The 16,914-nt window shown below is 61.7% G+C and carries 15 protein-coding genes; 5 read left to right on the top strand and 10 right to left on the bottom strand.

Annotation, left to right across the window (positions count from 1 at the left end; translation table 11 throughout):
• On the top strand, nucleotides 1-1,454 hold a 1,454-nt coding region (locus VIG90_RS17515; RefSeq protein WP_331594811.1), incomplete at its 5' end, for a molybdopterin dinucleotide binding domain-containing protein.
• Nucleotides 1,444-2,226, top strand: a complete 783-nt coding sequence (gene cobA / locus VIG90_RS17520; RefSeq protein ID WP_331594812.1) for a uroporphyrinogen-III C-methyltransferase — start codon at nucleotides 1,444-1,446, stop codon at nucleotides 2,224-2,226. The genes VIG90_RS17515 and cobA, both read left to right, overlap by 11 nt.
• Before the next feature lie 41 nt (nucleotides 2,227-2,267).
• On the opposite strand, the gene VIG90_RS17525 is transcribed toward cobA, so the two are convergent.
• The 3 genes from VIG90_RS17525 to VIG90_RS17535 form a co-directional block, all read right to left on the bottom strand.
• Nucleotides 2,268-3,074, bottom strand: coding sequence for an alpha/beta hydrolase (locus VIG90_RS17525; RefSeq protein ID WP_331594813.1), 807 nt, complete (start codon nucleotides 3,072-3,074; stop codon nucleotides 2,268-2,270).
• A 56-nt stretch (nucleotides 3,075-3,130) separates the two neighbouring features.
• On the bottom strand, nucleotides 3,131-4,741 hold the full coding sequence (locus VIG90_RS17530) for a PepSY-associated TM helix domain-containing protein (protein WP_331594814.1): 1,611 nt from the start codon (nucleotides 4,739-4,741) through the stop codon (nucleotides 3,131-3,133).
• A 318-nt stretch (nucleotides 4,742-5,059) separates the two neighbouring features.
• Complete coding sequence (locus tag VIG90_RS17535) at nucleotides 5,060-5,341, bottom strand: hypothetical protein (RefSeq protein ID WP_331594815.1); 282 nt, start codon at nucleotides 5,339-5,341, stop codon at nucleotides 5,060-5,062.
• Nucleotides 5,342-5,541: 200 nt separating this feature from the next.
• Between VIG90_RS17535 and VIG90_RS17540 the strand changes: the two genes are divergently transcribed.
• Complete coding sequence (locus VIG90_RS17540) at nucleotides 5,542-7,602, top strand: TonB-dependent receptor domain-containing protein (protein ID WP_331594816.1); 2,061 nt, start codon at nucleotides 5,542-5,544, stop codon at nucleotides 7,600-7,602.
• Nucleotides 7,603-7,731: 129 nt separating this feature from the next.
• On the opposite strand, the gene VIG90_RS17545 is transcribed toward VIG90_RS17540, so the two are convergent.
• The 6 genes from VIG90_RS17545 to VIG90_RS17570 all read right to left on the bottom strand — a co-directional run bounded on the left by VIG90_RS17545 (nucleotide 7,732) and on the right by VIG90_RS17570 (nucleotide 13,870).
• Nucleotides 7,732-8,898, bottom strand: coding sequence for a sulfotransferase (locus tag VIG90_RS17545; RefSeq protein ID WP_331594817.1), 1,167 nt, complete (start codon nucleotides 8,896-8,898; stop codon nucleotides 7,732-7,734).
• 289 nt (nucleotides 8,899-9,187) lie between these two features.
• Complete coding sequence (locus VIG90_RS17550) at nucleotides 9,188-9,793, bottom strand: EthD domain-containing protein (protein ID WP_331594818.1); 606 nt, start codon at nucleotides 9,791-9,793, stop codon at nucleotides 9,188-9,190.
• Nucleotides 9,790-10,749, bottom strand: coding sequence for a methylmalonyl Co-A mutase-associated GTPase MeaB (gene meaB / locus VIG90_RS17555; protein ID WP_331594819.1), 960 nt, complete (start codon nucleotides 10,747-10,749; stop codon nucleotides 9,790-9,792). The genes VIG90_RS17550 and meaB overlap by 4 nt, the downstream gene beginning before the upstream one ends.
• Nucleotides 10,750-10,753: 4 nt before the next feature.
• Nucleotides 10,754-11,182, bottom strand: coding sequence for a cobalamin B12-binding domain-containing protein (locus tag VIG90_RS17560; RefSeq protein ID WP_331594820.1), 429 nt, complete (start codon nucleotides 11,180-11,182; stop codon nucleotides 10,754-10,756).
• Between the two features lie 4 nt (nucleotides 11,183-11,186).
• A complete protein-coding gene (locus tag VIG90_RS17565; protein ID WP_331594821.1) occupies nucleotides 11,187-12,908 on the bottom strand; it encodes a methylmalonyl-CoA mutase family protein in 1,722 nt (573 codons plus the stop codon).
• Nucleotides 12,905-13,870 (bottom strand): SDR family NAD(P)-dependent oxidoreductase, encoded by a 966-nt coding sequence (locus tag VIG90_RS17570; RefSeq protein ID WP_331594822.1) that lies wholly within the window; start codon nucleotides 13,868-13,870, stop codon nucleotides 12,905-12,907. Before VIG90_RS17570 ends, VIG90_RS17565 begins: the two co-directional genes overlap by 4 nt.
• Before the next feature lie 125 nt (nucleotides 13,871-13,995).
• On the opposite strand from VIG90_RS17570, the gene VIG90_RS17575 reads away from it, so the two are divergent.
• Nucleotides 13,996-14,865 (top strand): AraC family transcriptional regulator, encoded by an 870-nt coding sequence (locus tag VIG90_RS17575; protein ID WP_331594823.1) that lies wholly within the window; start codon nucleotides 13,996-13,998, stop codon nucleotides 14,863-14,865.
• A 176-nt stretch (nucleotides 14,866-15,041) separates the two neighbouring features.
• On the opposite strand, the gene VIG90_RS17580 is transcribed toward VIG90_RS17575, so the two are convergent.
• The gene (locus VIG90_RS17580) at nucleotides 15,042-16,079 is read right to left on the bottom strand and encodes a helix-turn-helix domain-containing protein (protein WP_331594824.1); all 1,038 of its coding nucleotides are present in this window, start codon (nucleotides 16,077-16,079) and stop codon (nucleotides 15,042-15,044) included.
• Nucleotides 16,080-16,246: 167 nt separating this feature from the next.
• Between VIG90_RS17580 and VIG90_RS17585 the strand changes: the two genes are divergently transcribed.
• Nucleotides 16,247-16,914: sulfotransferase (locus VIG90_RS17585; RefSeq protein WP_331594825.1), on the top strand; the 668-nt coding region annotated here is incomplete at its 3' end.

A 16,914-nucleotide genomic window follows, 5' to 3' on the forward strand; every position in this document is an offset into this window, starting at 1 on the left:
ATCCCATGGTCAGCCTGCCGGGCGCAGGAGCCGCGCGTGCGGCGCTTGAAAAATGCCCGCAGGTTGTCGTCTCCGACTGCATGGCACGTACCGATACGCTGGAGCTTGCACATATCGCCCTGCCTGCTGCTGCCTGGGGCGAAAAAGACGGTACGGTCACCAATTCCGAGCGGCGGATCAGCCGTCAGCGCCCGTTCTTTGCCTTGCCTGGCGAAGCGCGGCCGGACTGGTGGATTGTCTCGGAGGTCGCTCGCCGCATGGGCTTTACCGAGGCCTTTGGATACACAAAGCCGGCGCAGATTTTCCGCGAGCACGCGGCGCTTTCAGCCTTTGAAAATGATGGCACACGCCTCTTCAACATTGGCGCTTATGCCGAAATTCCCGACACCGAATATGACGCGCTTCCGCCCGTCCAGTGGCCGGCGCGCAAGGGCGAGACAACAGACTCCACCCGATTGTTCGCAGATGGCCGTTTCCCCACACCCGACGGCCGGGCGCGCATGGTCGCGGTGGCGGTGCAGGAGGTACGGCAGCAGGACCCTGCTTGGCCGCTCCTCCTCAACAGTGGCCGGTTGCGCGATCAATGGCATACCATGACGCGCACCGGCCTTTCGCCGCGTTTGTCCCGCCACAGCCCCGAGCCCACGGTCGATGTGCATCCGCGCGACGCGCAGGGTCACGGACTGACGGACGGCGCACTGGCGCAAGTGGAAACCCCCCATGGCTTCAGCCTCTACCGCGTGCGGGTGAGCGAGGCCCAGCGCCGGGGCGAGCTGTTCGCGCCGATCCACTGGACGGACCAGACGTCAAGCGCCGGACGCACCGGGATGCTGGCGCAGCCGCTCTGCGATCCGGTCTCCGGTCAGCCGGGATTCAAGGCGACGCCGGCGCGCGTCCGGCCGGTCGAGGCCCGCTGGAGCGGATTCCTCATCACCCGCACGGAGGTGGAGCCTGAAGGCGTTCTCTACTGGACCCGCGCTCGGCTTGCCGGCGGTTATCTCTACGAACTGGCGGGCGATGCCGAGTTGGCATCGCTGGCAGAGAGGGTGCTGCCCGAGGAGGGCGAGCTGATGGAAGCCCTGGATGGCGGGCGCGGCAGCGCCCGCTGGGCGGTTCTGAAGGATGGGAGGCTGGATGCCTGCCTGTTCGTCGCAACCGACAACAGCCTGCCGCCGCGCGAGTGGCTGGTGCGCCAGCTGGAAAAAAGCGCGGAGGCCAGCCCGCTCGCGCTGCTGGCGGGACGGCCTGCGCGGCCCGAACCAGACCGCGGGCCAGTCGTCTGTGTCTGCTTCGACGTAGGGTTGAAGACGCTCGTCGGCGCCATCGCCGACCAGCTGCTGACCAGCGTCGACGCGGTGGGCGCGGCGCTCAAGGCCGGGACCAACTGCGGGTCTTGTCGCCCGACCATTGCCAAACTGCTGACACCCTTGAAGGAGACAAGCCATGCCGTCTGAGACAAGAATTGCAAGCGGCGAAGTCTGGCTGGTAGGGGCAGGGCCGGGGGACCCGGAACTGCTGACGCTGAAGGCCATCCGTCTCATCGAGGCGGCGGACGTGGTCTTTTACGATGCGCTGGTTAGCGCGGACATTCTCGCACTGGTGCCTTCCCGCGTGCGACGCGTCTCCGTCGGAAAGCGCAGCGGCCGCCATTCCCGCAAGCAGGAAGACATCAACGAGGACCTCCTGGCCGCCGCACAGGCGGGACTGCGGGTGGTGCGCCTTAAAGGAGGAGATCCGTCTATCTTTGGCCGCTCGGCAGAGGAGGCGGCGCACCTGAGGGCACATGGCATTGTGGTGCAGGTGGTGCCGGGCATCACGGCGGCCTCGGCTGCTGCCGCGTCGGCAGGCGTATCGCTCACCCTGCGCGGCGAGGCGCGACGGCTCCAGTTCATCACCGCCCACGCGAGGGCGGGCGAGCCTTTGGATCTCGACTGGAGGGCGCTGGCCGACCCGCGCTCGACGCTTGCCATCTATATGGGCCGAGCGGCTGCACCTGAAATCGCGCAGAATTTACTGCGGGCGGGGCTCGCCGCTGAAACGCCTGCGCTGATTGTCGAGAACGCCAGCATGGCCTGTGAGCGGCGCTTCTCAACCCGTCTGGATCTGCTCGCGCTGGCAGTGCAAACCGCAGTGGGTGACGGACCGACACTGCTGCTCATTGGCTCTGCCGTCGGAGACAGGAGCATACCCCGAAGTGTGAAGATCAGAGTTCAAGCAGAACCCTGAGCAAGCGATACTGTGCGTCGCAGAACTATTCGACCCGCTTCTCAGCCGGCATTTGGCCGACGAAATGCCAGCCGAACCGCATCGCTCAATGTGGGAGGCATGGAGGAACCATGACTCTCGCCTGCTAAAATGCGGTGCTGAACCATGATGCCTTTATCTGCCAGAACCTTGGAAAACTGCTCAATTTGGGCGGTGTTTTCCCGCTCTCCGACAGTGAGCATGATCTTTGCGTCCGGCCTACCCAGTCCAGTGATGGAACGGGTCTCCACCCTCTTCATAAACTGTCCATTGGCGAGCCAGAGGGAGGGGCTTGCCGCAACATAGGTTTGGAAGAGCATCGGGCGGGCGAGTAGCGTGTGCATGACAAACATCCCACCGAAACTGTGGCCGGCAATGGCCGTGCGTTGGCGGTCGATGGGGTATGCGCGCAATATTTCCTCATGAACCTGGTGTTCAAGGAATGCGAGAAAGGCATCGGCACCGCCGGTAGGCAGGCCATAGCCCGGCTGGCCGGGCTGGATCACTGGCTCAGGCAGGCTTGGTGTATAATCCCGCGCACGCCGTGTTGGGCCGCCGCTATCAGTCCCGACGATGATTCCGGCCTCTACCTGACTGCGCTGCCCAGCACGAGCCAGTCTGCGTGCGATCGCAACTGCAATCGGGAAGTTATCCTCGCCGTCCAGCACATAGAGCAACGGATAGCCACCTGCAGGCGGCGGCGTATCAGGCGCGTAGATAAACAGCTTGTACGTTTCCCCTGACGGCGCGGTCACACTGCGTTCAGTGGCTCCGGGCAATTGGTAAGGCAGCGCATCGGCAAGGGCATCGGCGGGTGCGGCAGCGAACATTGCCATTCCCAGCAGAATAGCGCGAACTGCACGGGCGCTTTTCCAAAGTATGTGCATTACGCCGCCTCGGAATTCGCAATTGCAGGAGCATGAGAGTGAGCACTTCTGCTTTCATGCCAGACGCTATCCCTCGGCGCGCTGAGGGCGCGTAATCTTGCGCGGCGAGCGAGGTGAAACAGCAGGAGTGCCCCCGTAACTGCTACAATTTCTACTGTAAAACCGTTGCCGCGGTGGTTCCAGCCGATGCCAATGATGGTGAGCAGGCTGGCAGCAGGGATGAAGAGGCAAGTCACTGCGCTGGCATATAGCAGTTCATAGCCTGCCTTGGCGCCGCCCCTTGCCAGTGCCCAGACAGTCATAGCCAGGAACACGGCATAATAGATGATCTGATGCCAGAGGCCGACGCTGTCCGTCAGCTGCGGAAGCACCTTTGCCGCGGCGAGAGTTACGGAAATACCGGCAACGCATCCAAGGCTGATGCCGACGGTGAGCGCCGCAAGCAGCCGGGTGGGGCGGGTCTGCTCAACGGCACCAGCCCGGCGCTCCCGCTTGCGACGGCTTTCAATCCACAAGAGGTTGCCGGTGTAGAACAGAGCGGCTCCTGCCATTCCGAGCAGGAAATAACTCCAGCGAATTGGCGCACCGCCATAATTGCCAAAATGCAGCGCAAAGAAACTGGTGACGGTGGCAAACGCCGGTGTCTGGTGGCCGGGCAAATAGTCGCTCGAGAGAATGCTGCCGGTATAGGGATCAACACTCGCAAGGCCGAAGTCCGGACCGCGCAGGCCGTAGCGGTCATCTTTTCCCAGAACGCGGAGCCGGACTGTTGCAGCGTCGTGACTGTAACTCAAGGTCGTCGGAGTGAAGCCTGGCGCTTGCTCGGCAAGGCGTGCCACCAGAGCAGGGGGTGGCAGCAGTGGCTGGCTGCGCTGTTCACCGTCTGGATCCGGATCAGTGTCTCGCGAAACCGCAGGAGGCGCGCCGGTTATGCTGTCCTGCGCAAGGTAGAACTGATCATGGAATGCAAAGACCACCGCAGTCAGCGCCATTATGATGTGGAACGGCAAGCTGAACAGGCCCACGACGTTGTGCACATCAAGCCACATGCGCTTCAGGTTCTTGCCGAGCCTGAGCGCAAATAAATCCTTCACCAGACTGGGGATCAGCACGATGACACCCGAGACCAGCGCGATGGCGTAGAGAAGCGCGATCGCACCCATGATCGGCATGGCGATTTCGTGGTCCAACGGTAGCCCAACCTGCTGATGCAGTGTGTCGATGAACTGGGCAACCGGGGACGGCCCTTGGCTGAGCACCTGAAGTGAGCCGTCGGCGTTCAGGCTAGCGTGGAAGGTCTTGCCAGCGCCATGGTCATGGTCGCCAACTGTCCAGCTGAGCCTGGCGGGCCGCTCCGGCCCGGTGGAGAGGTGAATGTCATAGCCCCCGGCTGCTTCAGGGTGCTCGGCAAGAACCTTGGCGACGAGTTCTGGAGTAGCATCCAGCGGCAGAGGCGCGGTCAGGCTCGGGGGTGGTGAGGCCCAGCGCTGGAGTGGCCCTTCGAACATGGTAAGCGCGCCGGCATAGAAGGCAATAAACAGCGCAAGGCCGCTGATGATGCCGACCCAGCTGTGAACATCCTTGTACACGCGGACAATATCGGTTCGCATTGCAGCGCTCCTACGCCGACAGCCAGTTGAGGGCGGCGTAAGCGCCCCAGAGAACTAGATTTGCCAGTAAAAGCCAGCTCCAGGCTCGCAGCCCTGTGCGGAACAGAAAACAGCTGCTGAGAATGCCAGACCAGAGAGGCGCCATAGCCCACATCGCGATCTGGCCATGTGCGCTCATGAAGGAGTCCTGCACACCAGCCAGTTGGAGGTAGAGGCAGGTGAGGGCGAGCGACGCCGTAAAGCCGGGTACGAGAGCCGCAGCTACCTTTCCAGCCCAGTTTCGGCTGGAAAGCTCTTCAGATTTGGCCGGATGCCTGCTCATCGGCCGGGAACCTTACGATAACGCAGCCAGGCAAACAGCAGCGGCGGAAGGGTTGTGAACAGCATGAGCAAGGTCAAAGCAGTAAAGACTGCTGTCGCCGGGCCCATGATCTCCAGCAGGCACCCGAGGGAGACGGCCATTGCCAGAAGGCCTGTCATTGCTGTTGCGCGGGGCCACGGACGAGAGGGAAGAAGCTGCTGATGAGGGGAAGCCAGGTAAAGCGCGAGTGCCGCCAGAAATGCGGCTGCTCCACCGCCCAAGGCCAGAACGGCTGACATGATGGTATTTCCCTTCCCTATCAGGCTGCCCCATCTGGACCCCTGCTGTGATAATGCGAATCTATCGCAACTATGGCCGGTTTTCCAGACTAGATGCTTCGACGAAGATTATCGCTCGTACGTAATATTTGCTCTTGATGCAAATAAGAATGCCTCGCTATATGCGCCGCGAACGATTCTTATTAGCGGGGCGCTTTTTGATGGCTAACGAACGGGTGTTGCACCGAATTGCAACCGGCCTTCTGGCCAGCACCAGCATGTTCGCAGGCGTTGTGCATGCTGAGGATTCCGCGCCGCAGGCTGGGCAGGAAATCGTAGTGACGGCTGCCGGATACGAGCAGAACATCGCCATGGCGCCCGCCAGCATTTCCGTCCTTTCCCGGGAGGAAATGGAACTACGCCCATATACGTCTCTGGAAGACGCCGTGCGCTATCTGGAAGGTGTGAGCATTGTCGGCAGCGACCCCAGCACCACCGATGTCGTCATTCGCGGCATGCCGGGCGAATATACTCTCTATCTGTTGGACGGCCGCCGGCAATCCACTCGTGAGACCATGAACCGGGGCACCGGAGGTGTTCAGTCCTCCATGCTGCCTCCGCTCGGCGCTATCGAGCGCATCGAAGTGGTGCGCGGTCCGATGTCGTCTCTCTACGGTTCTGATGCCATGGGCGGCGTGGTGAACGTCATCACCCGCAAGTTTCCCGAGCGGCTGTCTGCCACTGTGACCGGAGGCTACATCGTTCAAGAAGACGATGATTATGGCGACACCGGCATGGCCAATTTCTGGGTCGGTGCTCCGCTGGCGAACGGCAAAGTCGGCCTGCAGGTCTATGGCGGGTTCGTCAACCGGTCTGAAGACGACATCTTCTTCCCCGGTCCGTTTGCGTCGGGCGCGAACAAGTCTCGTGACAACTCCTTCTCCGGCAAGTTGGCATTCTTGCTGAGCGAGGGACACGACCTGGTCATCGAAGGTGGCCGAAACCGGCTGACCTATACCGAGACGCCAGGCAAGTCCTATGACGAGGAGGGCACCGAGCTCATCGAGCGCCACCGCCGCTGGCACGGTAGCGCGACCTACACGGGCAACTGGAGCTTCGGCTCGACGAAGTTGGCTGTTTATCGCGAAAACGAGAAGCTCTCGAACATCGAGGAAGGCGAGCTGCTGAACCGTCCCAATCTGACCAACACGGTTGCGGACGCGCTCATCACCATGCCCGTCGGCAGGATGAACCTGAATGTTGGGGCCCAATACACCCATGCCAAGGTAACGGGGCTCCAGGATCAGGAGAATGTTCCGGGCTATGTCAATGTGGACAAGGCCACCCGTGAATCCTGGGCGGTGTTCGCTGAGAACAAGTTCCAGTTCACGGACACCTTCGCTATCACCGGCGGCGCGCGGCTGGATCACTATTCAAGCTTCGGCACGCACGTGACGCCGCGCATCTACGCCAATTATGAGGTTGTGCCGGGCCTGGTGCTGCGGGGCGGCATCGCCAGCGGATTCAAGGCCCCGACCTTGCGCCAAAGCGATGCGGGCTACTGCATGACGACCGGCGGCAGTCATCTTCCGCGCGGGCCGCTGTGCGGTAACCCTGACCTTGATGCAGAGACCAGTGTCACGCGCGAAATCGGCCTGCGTTATGATAGCGAGCAGGGGCTGGGCCTTGGGCTTACCCTGTTTCATACGCGGTTCAAGAACAAGGTGGTCAGCTACCTGACGGACCGGATGGACCCGGTGATGCCGACAAGGCCCCTTTATACCTATGACAACATCGACCGCGTGCGCATTCAGGGTGTGGAAGTGTCGGCCCGCGTGCCGGTCACCGAGACCCTCGAGTTGACCGCCAATTATACCTTCACGGACTCAGAGCGTCGTGGGAGTGGCGAGCCCTCGTTCGACGGCTCTTCGCTTGACGGTTTCCCGCTCGACATGACGCCGAAGCACATGGCCAATGTGAAACTGGGTTGGGATGCAACCGATCGTCTGCACGCTTATGTGAGCGCTTATTACATCGGCAAGCAGTGGTACACCGGCTTTCGCAACGCAGCGATGGGTCCGCGCTCTCGCGAAGGCAGCACCACCTATGATCTTGGTCTGAGCTATCAGGTAACAGACATCTTGCGCCTTAACGCCGCGGCGCTGAACCTGACCGACAAGATCGTGCCGGTCGACGAGCGCGGCCGCTTCGAAGGCCTTGATGGAAACTGGATGGTCGACGAAGGCCGACGTTACTGGATCTCTGCGACGCTGAGCTACTAAGGCCCAGCTGTTTCAAGCGTCCGGCTCCGCGCGTAGCGCGGGCCGGACGCTTGCCGTTTGCTGCTAATGCACTCGGCAAGACTATCAGACTTCAGGTTTGGAGCGCCCGATGCGAATGCTGCCGCCACGTCAGCTGATATAGCGGGCCCGATAAGAGGCGAACTCCTGTAGGATGGCCTCTTCGCTCAGGCCGAAGCGCTCCAGCGAATATTCATGCATGGGGCGCTGTTCCCGTTTGTTGCCGGCCAGGAACTCCGCAAGCACGGCTTCGCTGGCCTGATCGAGGGACATGCCCATACGCTTGAGGACCCGCTCGGCCTGCACCAGCGGCTCGCGGCCGACGGCGCGATAATCGATGTCGATGAACCTGTCCTCTCCAATCCGCTCGCGCGCCGCCTCGAAGCGTTGCATCCAGTCAACCAGACGCGGAAACCAGAACGCGCCGACCTCCTTGTCGGGGATCGTGGCGCTCAGCTTGTAGAGGGCGGCCTGCATGCTGACGTAGGACGGCACCGTCTGCAGCGGATCACGGTGGGTCATGATCAGCACGGCATCGGGGAACGCGTCGGCGGCGTATTCAGTGTATGGCAAGTTTGACGGACTTTTCAGGATCCACTTCTTGCCGCGGCGCGAGGGATCCTGCCACTGCAGATATTTCAGCACCAGCTTGAGGTCGTCGAACCCCTTCGACTGATCGTAATCATTCAGCCAGCGGGCAAAGCTGGGCACATAGGACATGCCCTCAACCATGGTGCTGACGAACCATTGGCCAAGGACCAGGATCTCCTCGTCCGGCGCGTCGGGCTCCAGCGGATGGATCGACACCAGCTCGGGAACCGTTTCCAGCCAGCCGGAGATCATGGCCTCGGCATAAGCCCGACGCTCCACGGGATTGCCCCGTTCTTCACCGGGGAAGGGGGCGTAGTTCTGCAGCTCGAACCAGCGCATGGCCGTCATGCCCGGCGCGCTGGCCAGCAGGCGGTGGAAAATCGTGGAGCCAGTGCGCGGCAGGCCGAGGATGATGCCCGCGACTTCGACCGTCTCGTTCAAGATTTCGGGATGGCGACGAATATCCTCCATCATGCGCAGGCGGCTGGCGAGACCTTTGACGATGACTTCCGTCTGGGCAGCGTGCCCGGCTGCGGTCATCCGACTTTCGGTGTTCGCGGCTTCGATATAGTGATCCATTGGCTCGAAGAACCATGTATCGCCGAAGTCACTTAGCCCTGTCCGCTCACGAGCCATCTGCAGCAACTGTTCGCGCTCAAATTTCGTTTCGGCCGCTGCCGCTACCATATCCCCGCTCCCCATATCTCATCGCTTTGCAGTGATCGTGTTTGTTTGCCCTGCGCAGTATAACACTGGATCTCATGCATGTTCGACAAATGCGCAGCATAATCAATGAATAGCTTACTCTAAAGCTGCCTCTCGACGCCAGCATCGGCTTCAGGGGAGAAATGATGACCGGAGGCAAACGGAACAACTCTGAGTTTGACCATAAGGACGCTTCGACGAGCATGATCTCGATAACGGCGTCCGTACGGTCAATATGCTTTTGGCAAGCAGCACCGAGCGGCGCGAGCCCTCAGACCGCACTTATCAGTTGCTCCGCGGGTGTCTCGATCCGACGTGCGGTGACACGGCGAATGGCGAGGGCCTCGGGAATGGCACCCGGCTCCGCCTTGCCCGGCACCCACAGCACCGCATTGGCAGGGAAGGCCGTGGTGCCCCAGGATTGCGCAAAGTCGAGCGAGACGCCCGGCTGCTGGGTTGCGAAAGAGCGTCCGTAGGATAGCGCCGCCTCGCGCCAGCCTTCGCCGGGAACGGTAGAGGCGATGAGAAATGCTGTGCGCATGCCATCTGGGCCGGTGGGCGCGCCGGGCGAGAGCACATGCTCCTCCACGCCTGCCGGTGCGATGCGCGTCTGATCCATGAACTTCTCCTCATCCGCGCGCAGGATGTCGCCGACCGGCCCGCTCATTAGCGCTGCGGCAGCCGCAATGTCGTCCGCCCAGAACTCGGAAATGGTATCGTAGCCCACATCGTCGCCATCGGTGAGGTGGTTGCGGACATAGCGGGTGAAGGGGAAATGCCGCGCGCCCAGCGGGGCGTGATGCTCTTCATAATAGGCTTGGAATGCGGCCCGCGTGGAGTCCGGGCGGTGCACGAGAGCACAGATGCTTTTGCTCATGATGGGCAATCCTCTTCGTCAATATGGGCGAGCAGCTTTTCGACCGCGCTATAGGGATCGATACGCCTTGCCTCCACCTCTGCCAGAACGGTCTCTCCCGCTGTCGTCAAAGCGCGGCGGACAAGTCGATCGCGCAGCAAGGCGAGCGTCTGTTCCCGCTCCCGTAATCCCGAACGGCGGGCAAAGGCGCCAGCGGCGTCGAGTGCGACGCGGTGGGCGAGGATGGCGTCGACGATGTCGGCCCCGCCTTCGCCCGCGCTTGCCACGGCACGGAGCAGGGGAACGGGCCAATTGTCTGTCCTTGCCATTCTCGACGTCTCGCGCAGGTGAAGCATCAGTTCGTACTGCCGACGCGTGGCCTCATAGCCGTCGCGGTCCGCCTTGTTGATGACGAAGATCTCGCCCGCTTCCATCAGACCTGCCTTGACCGCCTGCACCTCATCACCAAGACCTGGCACGCCAACAATGATGGTAGTGTGGGCAAGATTGACGACATCGATCTCGTCCTGGCCCACGCCCACCGTTTCCACGATCACGATGTCATAGCCCATGGCGTCGAGGATGAGGCAGGCGTCATGGGTGGAACGGGACAGGCCGCCTGCCTGCCCGCGTGTGCCGAGCGAGCGGATGAACACGCCGGAATCGAGAGCGTGACGGGCCATGCGCACCCGGTCGCCTAGAATGGCGCCACCCGTGAACGGGCTGGACGGATCAATGGCGACAACACCGACACGCAGGCGCCTTCGGCGCATCTCAGCCACCAGCATGTCGGTAACGGTGGATTTTCCTGCGCCCGGCGGACCGGTCACACCGACGATTTGCGCACGCCCGGTTGCGGAGAAGATACGCCGCACCACGGCCGCCCCGCGCGGATCGCGATCGTCCAGCCAGCGGATTGCGCGTGCACCCGCGGCAACCGCGCCGTTCAGCACGCCTGTCGCAATGTCCTCGACCATGTGTTCAGACCGCCTCTGATGCCTGTTTTTCGGCCCACCAGTCCTGCAGGTAGCGCACGATGTCGCGCGTGTCGGCCCCCATGGTGAAGATCTTGTGCACGCCTGCATCCATCAGGAGCGAGTGGTCCTCCTGCGGAATGACGCCCCCGACCAGCAGCAGCTTGTCACCCGCACCCTGTTCTCGCAGCAGACGCGCCAGCTTGGGCAGACTGCGGGTGTGGCCCGCTGACAAGGAGGAGATGCCGACCACGTCCACATCCTCCTGAATGGCCGCCGCGGCCACCATCTCGGGCGTTTGCTTAAGGCCGGTGAAGATTACCTCCATCCCGGCCTCGCGCAGCGCATGACCGATGACGGTGATTCCGACCGTATGCGTGTCCATGCCCAGCTTTGCCAGCAGCACACGCAGGCGGCGGTTGGATGGTTCCTGCATTCCCTCAGACTCCGGCCAACTGACTATCAGGGGTGTGCACGCCGAACACGTCGCGCATAGCGTTGCACAATTCGCCATGGGTTGCGTAGAGCTTCACCGCCTCCAGGCAGACGGGGACCAAATTGTCGCCGTTGCGCGCGGCCTGGCGCACCTTCTCCAGCGCTGCGTCCACAGCGGCCTGATCGCGACGGGCGCGCAGTCCCTGAACTTTTGCGATCTGCTGCTCCTCCATGCCCTCATCGAGGCGGAAAATTTCGATCTCCCGCTTCTCCTCCGGCAGGACAAGGTGATTGACGCCGATCCACTTACGGCGGCCTTCCTCAATATCCTTGTTCCGCTCATACTGCTCGCGGCCCAGAGCCCGCTGGAAATAACCAGTCTCGATCGCCTTGACCGCTCCACCCATGGTGAAAACCTTTTCCAGTTCGGCAAAGGCGGCGTCCTCGATCTGCTTGGTCAGCGTCTCGACATAGTAGGAGCCGGCGAGCGGATCGATTGTCTCGGCAACGCCTGTTTCGTGGGCGACGATATGCTGGAGCGCGGCGCCGACGCGGATCGCCTCCTCCGCCGGCAGCGAATGCGCCTCGTCATGGAGTGGCGTCGTCATATTCTCGCCTGCGCCACCGAGTGCGCAAGCCGTCGCCATGATGGCGAGGCGGCCGATGTTGTTGAGCGGCTGCTGCAGCGTCAGCGCGATGGTGGTGGGTGAGGTCATCAGGCGGATCTTCAGCGCCTCTGGCTTCGTCGCGCCATAACGTTCCCTCATCAGCCGCGCCCAGCATTTGCGGAAGGCGCGCAGCTTGCAGATGCCCTCGAAGAAATCCATGTCGACGTTGACGACGAAGTGATTCAGGTAGGGCGCGATCGTGTCGATATCGAAGCCGCGTTCCAGCGTCGCGTCGATATAGGCACAGCAGATGGCCAAGCTGAATGCGATCTCCTGAACCGGGTTTGCCTTGGCGGGCTGAAGCTGGGCCGAGATGATGGAGAGCGGCGCCCAGTTCGGATGGTTGCGGATGATATACTCGATTGCATCCGTCGCGATGCGCAGGCCATGTTCGGGCGGATAGATGTAGCGGCCGACGCAGGTGTATTCGATCAGAATGCCGTTGACGATGTGAAGGACAAAATCCTTTGGATCGACGCCCTTCTTTTCCAGCGCGGCGATGATCATGGCGAGGTTGACCGGCTGAGGCGCGTTGCACACGCTCATCAGGTATTTGAGCTTGTCGAACGGCAGATCAAACGCCTTTTCCAGATCTTCCAGGCTATCAAGCGCCATGCCCGCGCGGCCGACTTCGCCCTCGACCATCGGATCGTCGCTGTCATAGCCGTTGGTCGTGGCGAGATCATACTCAAGGATAAGGCCCGACAGGCCTTGGTCGAGCATGTAGCGTGCGCGCCTCGCCCAGTCCTCGCCTTTGCCGAAGCCGGTGACCTGCGTCATCGTCCAGAAACCGGAGCGGTGGCCGTTGGGCTTCGTCGAGCGGGTGTAGGGATATTCGCCAGGAAAACCCACATCCTTCAGATAGTCGAAGCCGACAGCGCTGAGATCGGCGGGCGTATAAAGCGGCTTGATCGGCCATTTCAGCGCCTGGGTGACGAACGGGTCGCGCCGTTCGGGATTGGCGGCGACAAAGGGCCCACGCGTCTGCGCTTCCCAGCGCTCGGTTTCAGCGGCGATATCATCATTGGCGGGGACGAGCCCCGTGATGGGCCTGTTCATGCGGCAGTCTCCATGATCAGGGGTTCAGCGACGTCCCACAGGCGGCGGGCGGCGGCGGGATCAAGCGAGGCGGCGGCGACGCCCCAGCCTGAAGGCATGGGCGGCGACCAGACAGGGGCGATGGCGCAATCCTCAAGATAGAGGCCGCCCCGTCCCTCCAACTCCGGCGCAACGGCGGCCCAGACGGGCGTGGCGGCGCCTTCTTCGGGTGTTTTCATGCGGCCCTGGGGTAGGGTCCCGTCCGCACTGACCCAACCGAGGCGCACGGCGTCCTCGAACGTGACGTGGCGGCCAAGGTTGGTAGCGACACCGCCAGGCGTGACGGCATTCATTGTGACGCCCTTGTCCATGTGACGGCGGCTGTATTCAACAGCAAGGAGGTTGGCGCACAGCTTGGAGTGGCCATAGGCCTCGAACTTCTCATAATCGCGCCGCTCGTAATTGAGATCGTCCAGACGAAGTTCGGCCAGGTGATGGGAACCGGAGGATACGACGACGACGCGCCCCTTGCGCGCGACGATATTGGACAGCAGCAACTCGGACAGCAGGAACGGCGCGAAAAAGTTGACCGCCATCTGGCTTTCAAAGCCGTCCTGCGTACGGGTGAGGGGCGGGGCCATCAGTCCGGCATTGTTGATGAGGATGTCAAGCGGGCGGTTGCCCCAGCGCGCGGCCAGTCCGCGGACCGACGCCATTGAGAGAAGATCGACCGCCTCGATGGCAGGCGCGGCGACGTCGCGTGCCGCAGCAATGTCGGCAGCGACCCGCGCTCCCGCGGCCACGTTCCTAACTGCGATGGTCACATCTGCTCCAGCCGCCGCCAGAGCCGAGGCGATGGCGAGACCGACACCCGATGATGCGCCAGTGACCATTGCCGTGCGGCCGGTCAGATCGATGCCCCGCAGCACATCGTCGGCCGTTGGCAAGTCCGCTGCGGACACGTCGCCTTTCCATTGTGACATCATGTCTCCCCTTGGCGCCCAGTTTACCCCGGCGGGGAGGGGCGGCCAATCAGGCGCGCGACAGGGCTTGCCGTTTGCCGCATGATTCATGAATAAAGAGCATGATTTCGAAAGGAGAGGCGACGATGGCGATCCGCATCACCGACGCCCAGCGCGGGGACGATTTGATCCAGGGGTGCATCGCCATCCCCGGCGCTCTTATTGAGCTCTGTGCATTTCCAGAGGTAGAGCCCGAAACCGTGCTCGTGACTGAAGAACGGGCAATCCTGTCGCTTGGCCTTTCTCGCCTGCTGTCAGGATCAGAAGGGCGTGTTGCGGGCGACCAGCGAGCACCTTTTATACGTTTCGGCGCATTGGGATTCCGTCCGGCCGGCGTACCAATGGAAATGCGTGTGGCAGGCGGCGCGTTCCAAACGTTACGATGCCGGTTCGAAGCGTGGCGAATTGCGGCAGTGCTCGGTGCCGAACCGCTGGATGAGGCAGCGCTGGCGGCCTGCTTCGACATACGCTCTCAGACGATAGAGGAGGCGATGCTGCGACTGGCCGGAGAGGTCGACCATCCGCAGCAGGACAGTGTCGCGCTGGCCGAAGCGCTGGTCGCGGCACTGCTCATTGACCTCAAACGCTATCTGGCCGATGCGGGAGCGCGTGCGCAGCGCCGTCGTGGCGGCCTGACGCCACGCATGCTGCGCCAGGTGCTGGCTCGCATAGATTCTGCCGGCCCGCCGCCTGACGTTGATGCGTTGGCGCAGACTTGTGGGCTGAGCCGCTTCCATTTCATACGCTGTTTCCGCGAGACGATGGGAGTAAGTCCTGGCACATTCGTGCGGCAGGCACGCATGACGCGTGCCAAGGCACTGCTGACGGCGGACGATCGCCGGCCGCTGGCGGAAATCGCGGCAGAACTGGGCTATTCCGGCGCTCCAGCCTTCTGCGCGGCGTTCCGGCAGGCAGTCGGGCGATCGCCAGCGTCCTATCGCACACTTATGCGGTAGAGTGATCCGGCCCCGCGGCACCGCGATTAACATAATACAGATTATACGATCATTACATTTCGACAACAATTTAGAGATGTCACTGCCCGCAAGTTAAAGATGCGACACAAGCGTTAACTCTGCCCTCTAACTCCTGCCACATCGCAACGCATGCTGGTGATTCAGATGAACATCTATCAACACGCATGGAATTGCCGGCGGAACGCTGAGGGCGGCACGCCTGTCCAGCGTGTGAAGGCAATGCGGAAGCTGTTCGTGTCCTTGAAGCCCGTCCGGAGCGCAACCTCGTCAATTGACCTCCGGCTGGTCTTCAAAGCCTCCATCGCGAGGTTCTTCCTGGCCTCCTCCTTCAACTCACGGATCGATGTTCCTTCTTCCTCCAGTCGGCGACGCAACGTGCTTATGCTTTGCCCTGTCAGGCGAGCAAGCTCGTCGAGCGTCGCTATGCGGCCATCGCGGGACAATCCGATCAGGTACAACGTGCGGATCCTGTCCGGCAGTTGAATGGTGTCAGGCGCAGCCGATAGAAAATCGAACGGAAAATCGATCAGAAGTGCCTCGAGCTCCTCTGGCGTCCGAACCAGAGGCATCTCAAGGAGATAGGCTGGAAAGGATATCCGGTTCACTGGCTGATCGAAGGTGATCTCGCCGGCGAAAAAATCTGATACGGCCTCATTTGCGTAGGATGACCCGTGAGCAAGGCCGACCCGGAAAATGTGTTCGCCGATTCCCAGCAGCCAGCCATACAGCCTGCAGAACATCGACATACCTGCCAAGTCTGACAGGAACGCGCTGAAGTCCTTCCTCCGTCGCAAGGTGTCGACCAGAACGTGAGCCGTGCCTTCCTCCGTCTGAAGCGTGACGGTTGAAATTCGCTCATGTCGCGTCCGAAAAAACATCGACTGGCGCTCGATCATCTGACCGAACGTGCGGCTCGTAATAACACAATGGCACATCAAGCGAAATTCATCGGGATGCATCTGCGGCTTGCGATCGAGGCGACTGGAATGCCAGCCGATCGTCACGATGCATTCCCGGTAAATCGCAACAAGGTGGCGATGCTCAACCCTCGCCACCTTTCCGGATTCAAGATCCTTCAAAGTGTAGGGCGCACCTGCCTTCGTCAGAATATCCGCCGGCTCGCCGCCGATCCGTGAAATCTTATGCAGAAGGTTCAGCACATCGCTGGCTGTAGCCGCAACCGCATTCACCATGACACCGGTCCCCCTCCCCCCCAAAGCGACAGTGCGCCAGAGCAAATTACCATGTAATTTTGAATATAAAACCTGTTAACGCTCCAACCCAGCGAGACTATCCCTTGGGTGTGGGACACGTGCCGGCGACGCCTCTGTGGCAAAGGCCGGAAAAGGTGAGGAAGAAAATGACCGAACGGACAGCCGCCCCGGCTTCCAACTGGACGCCACCTCCAAGGCCTGACTGGCTCGCCAAGTTTCTCGAAGAGACGGCAGCTTGGAACATCGAAACTGTTGTGCCGCTTGATGCATCCGAGCTGATCGAGACTGCTCAGCGCAATACCGGACTTAAGGATTTCGGCGTCGATGATTGGCGCGAGCCGTTCGAAATATTGGTCCGTTCGCTTAACGAGGAGGCGGAGCTTCACTTGTTCGGCCGCCTGTGGACACGCCACGACCTTCTGCTGTTTTTGGAAAATCGCCTAAAGATCGAAGAGACATACAGGCTCCATCCGGAGATCGAGGATGAAGTCATCGACAGGCCCGTCTTCGTCACTGGCCTGCCCCGTTCCGGCACCTCGATCTTGTTCGAGTTGCTTGCCCAGGACCGCCAGTTTCTGGCCCCAGCAAACTGGGAGTTTGTCCTCCCCTGCCCTCCGCCCGAAGCTGCAACCTATAGAAACGATCCACGCATTCCGCAGGCGCATCACCTGATCACGCAGATGGGTCGGGTTGCGCCCACGTTCCAGGCGATGCACGAGATGGGCGCCTGGATTCCCAATGAGTGCGGCGTTGCCTTTCCGCTCAGCTTCCGGGCCCAGCATCTCGCAGGTGAGTTTCAGATCCCCAGCTACGC

Source organism: Pedomonas sp., assembly GCF_036515995.1.
In the GTDB taxonomy this organism is placed as follows: Bacteria; Pseudomonadota; Alphaproteobacteria; order Sphingomonadales; family Sphingomonadaceae; genus Pedomonas.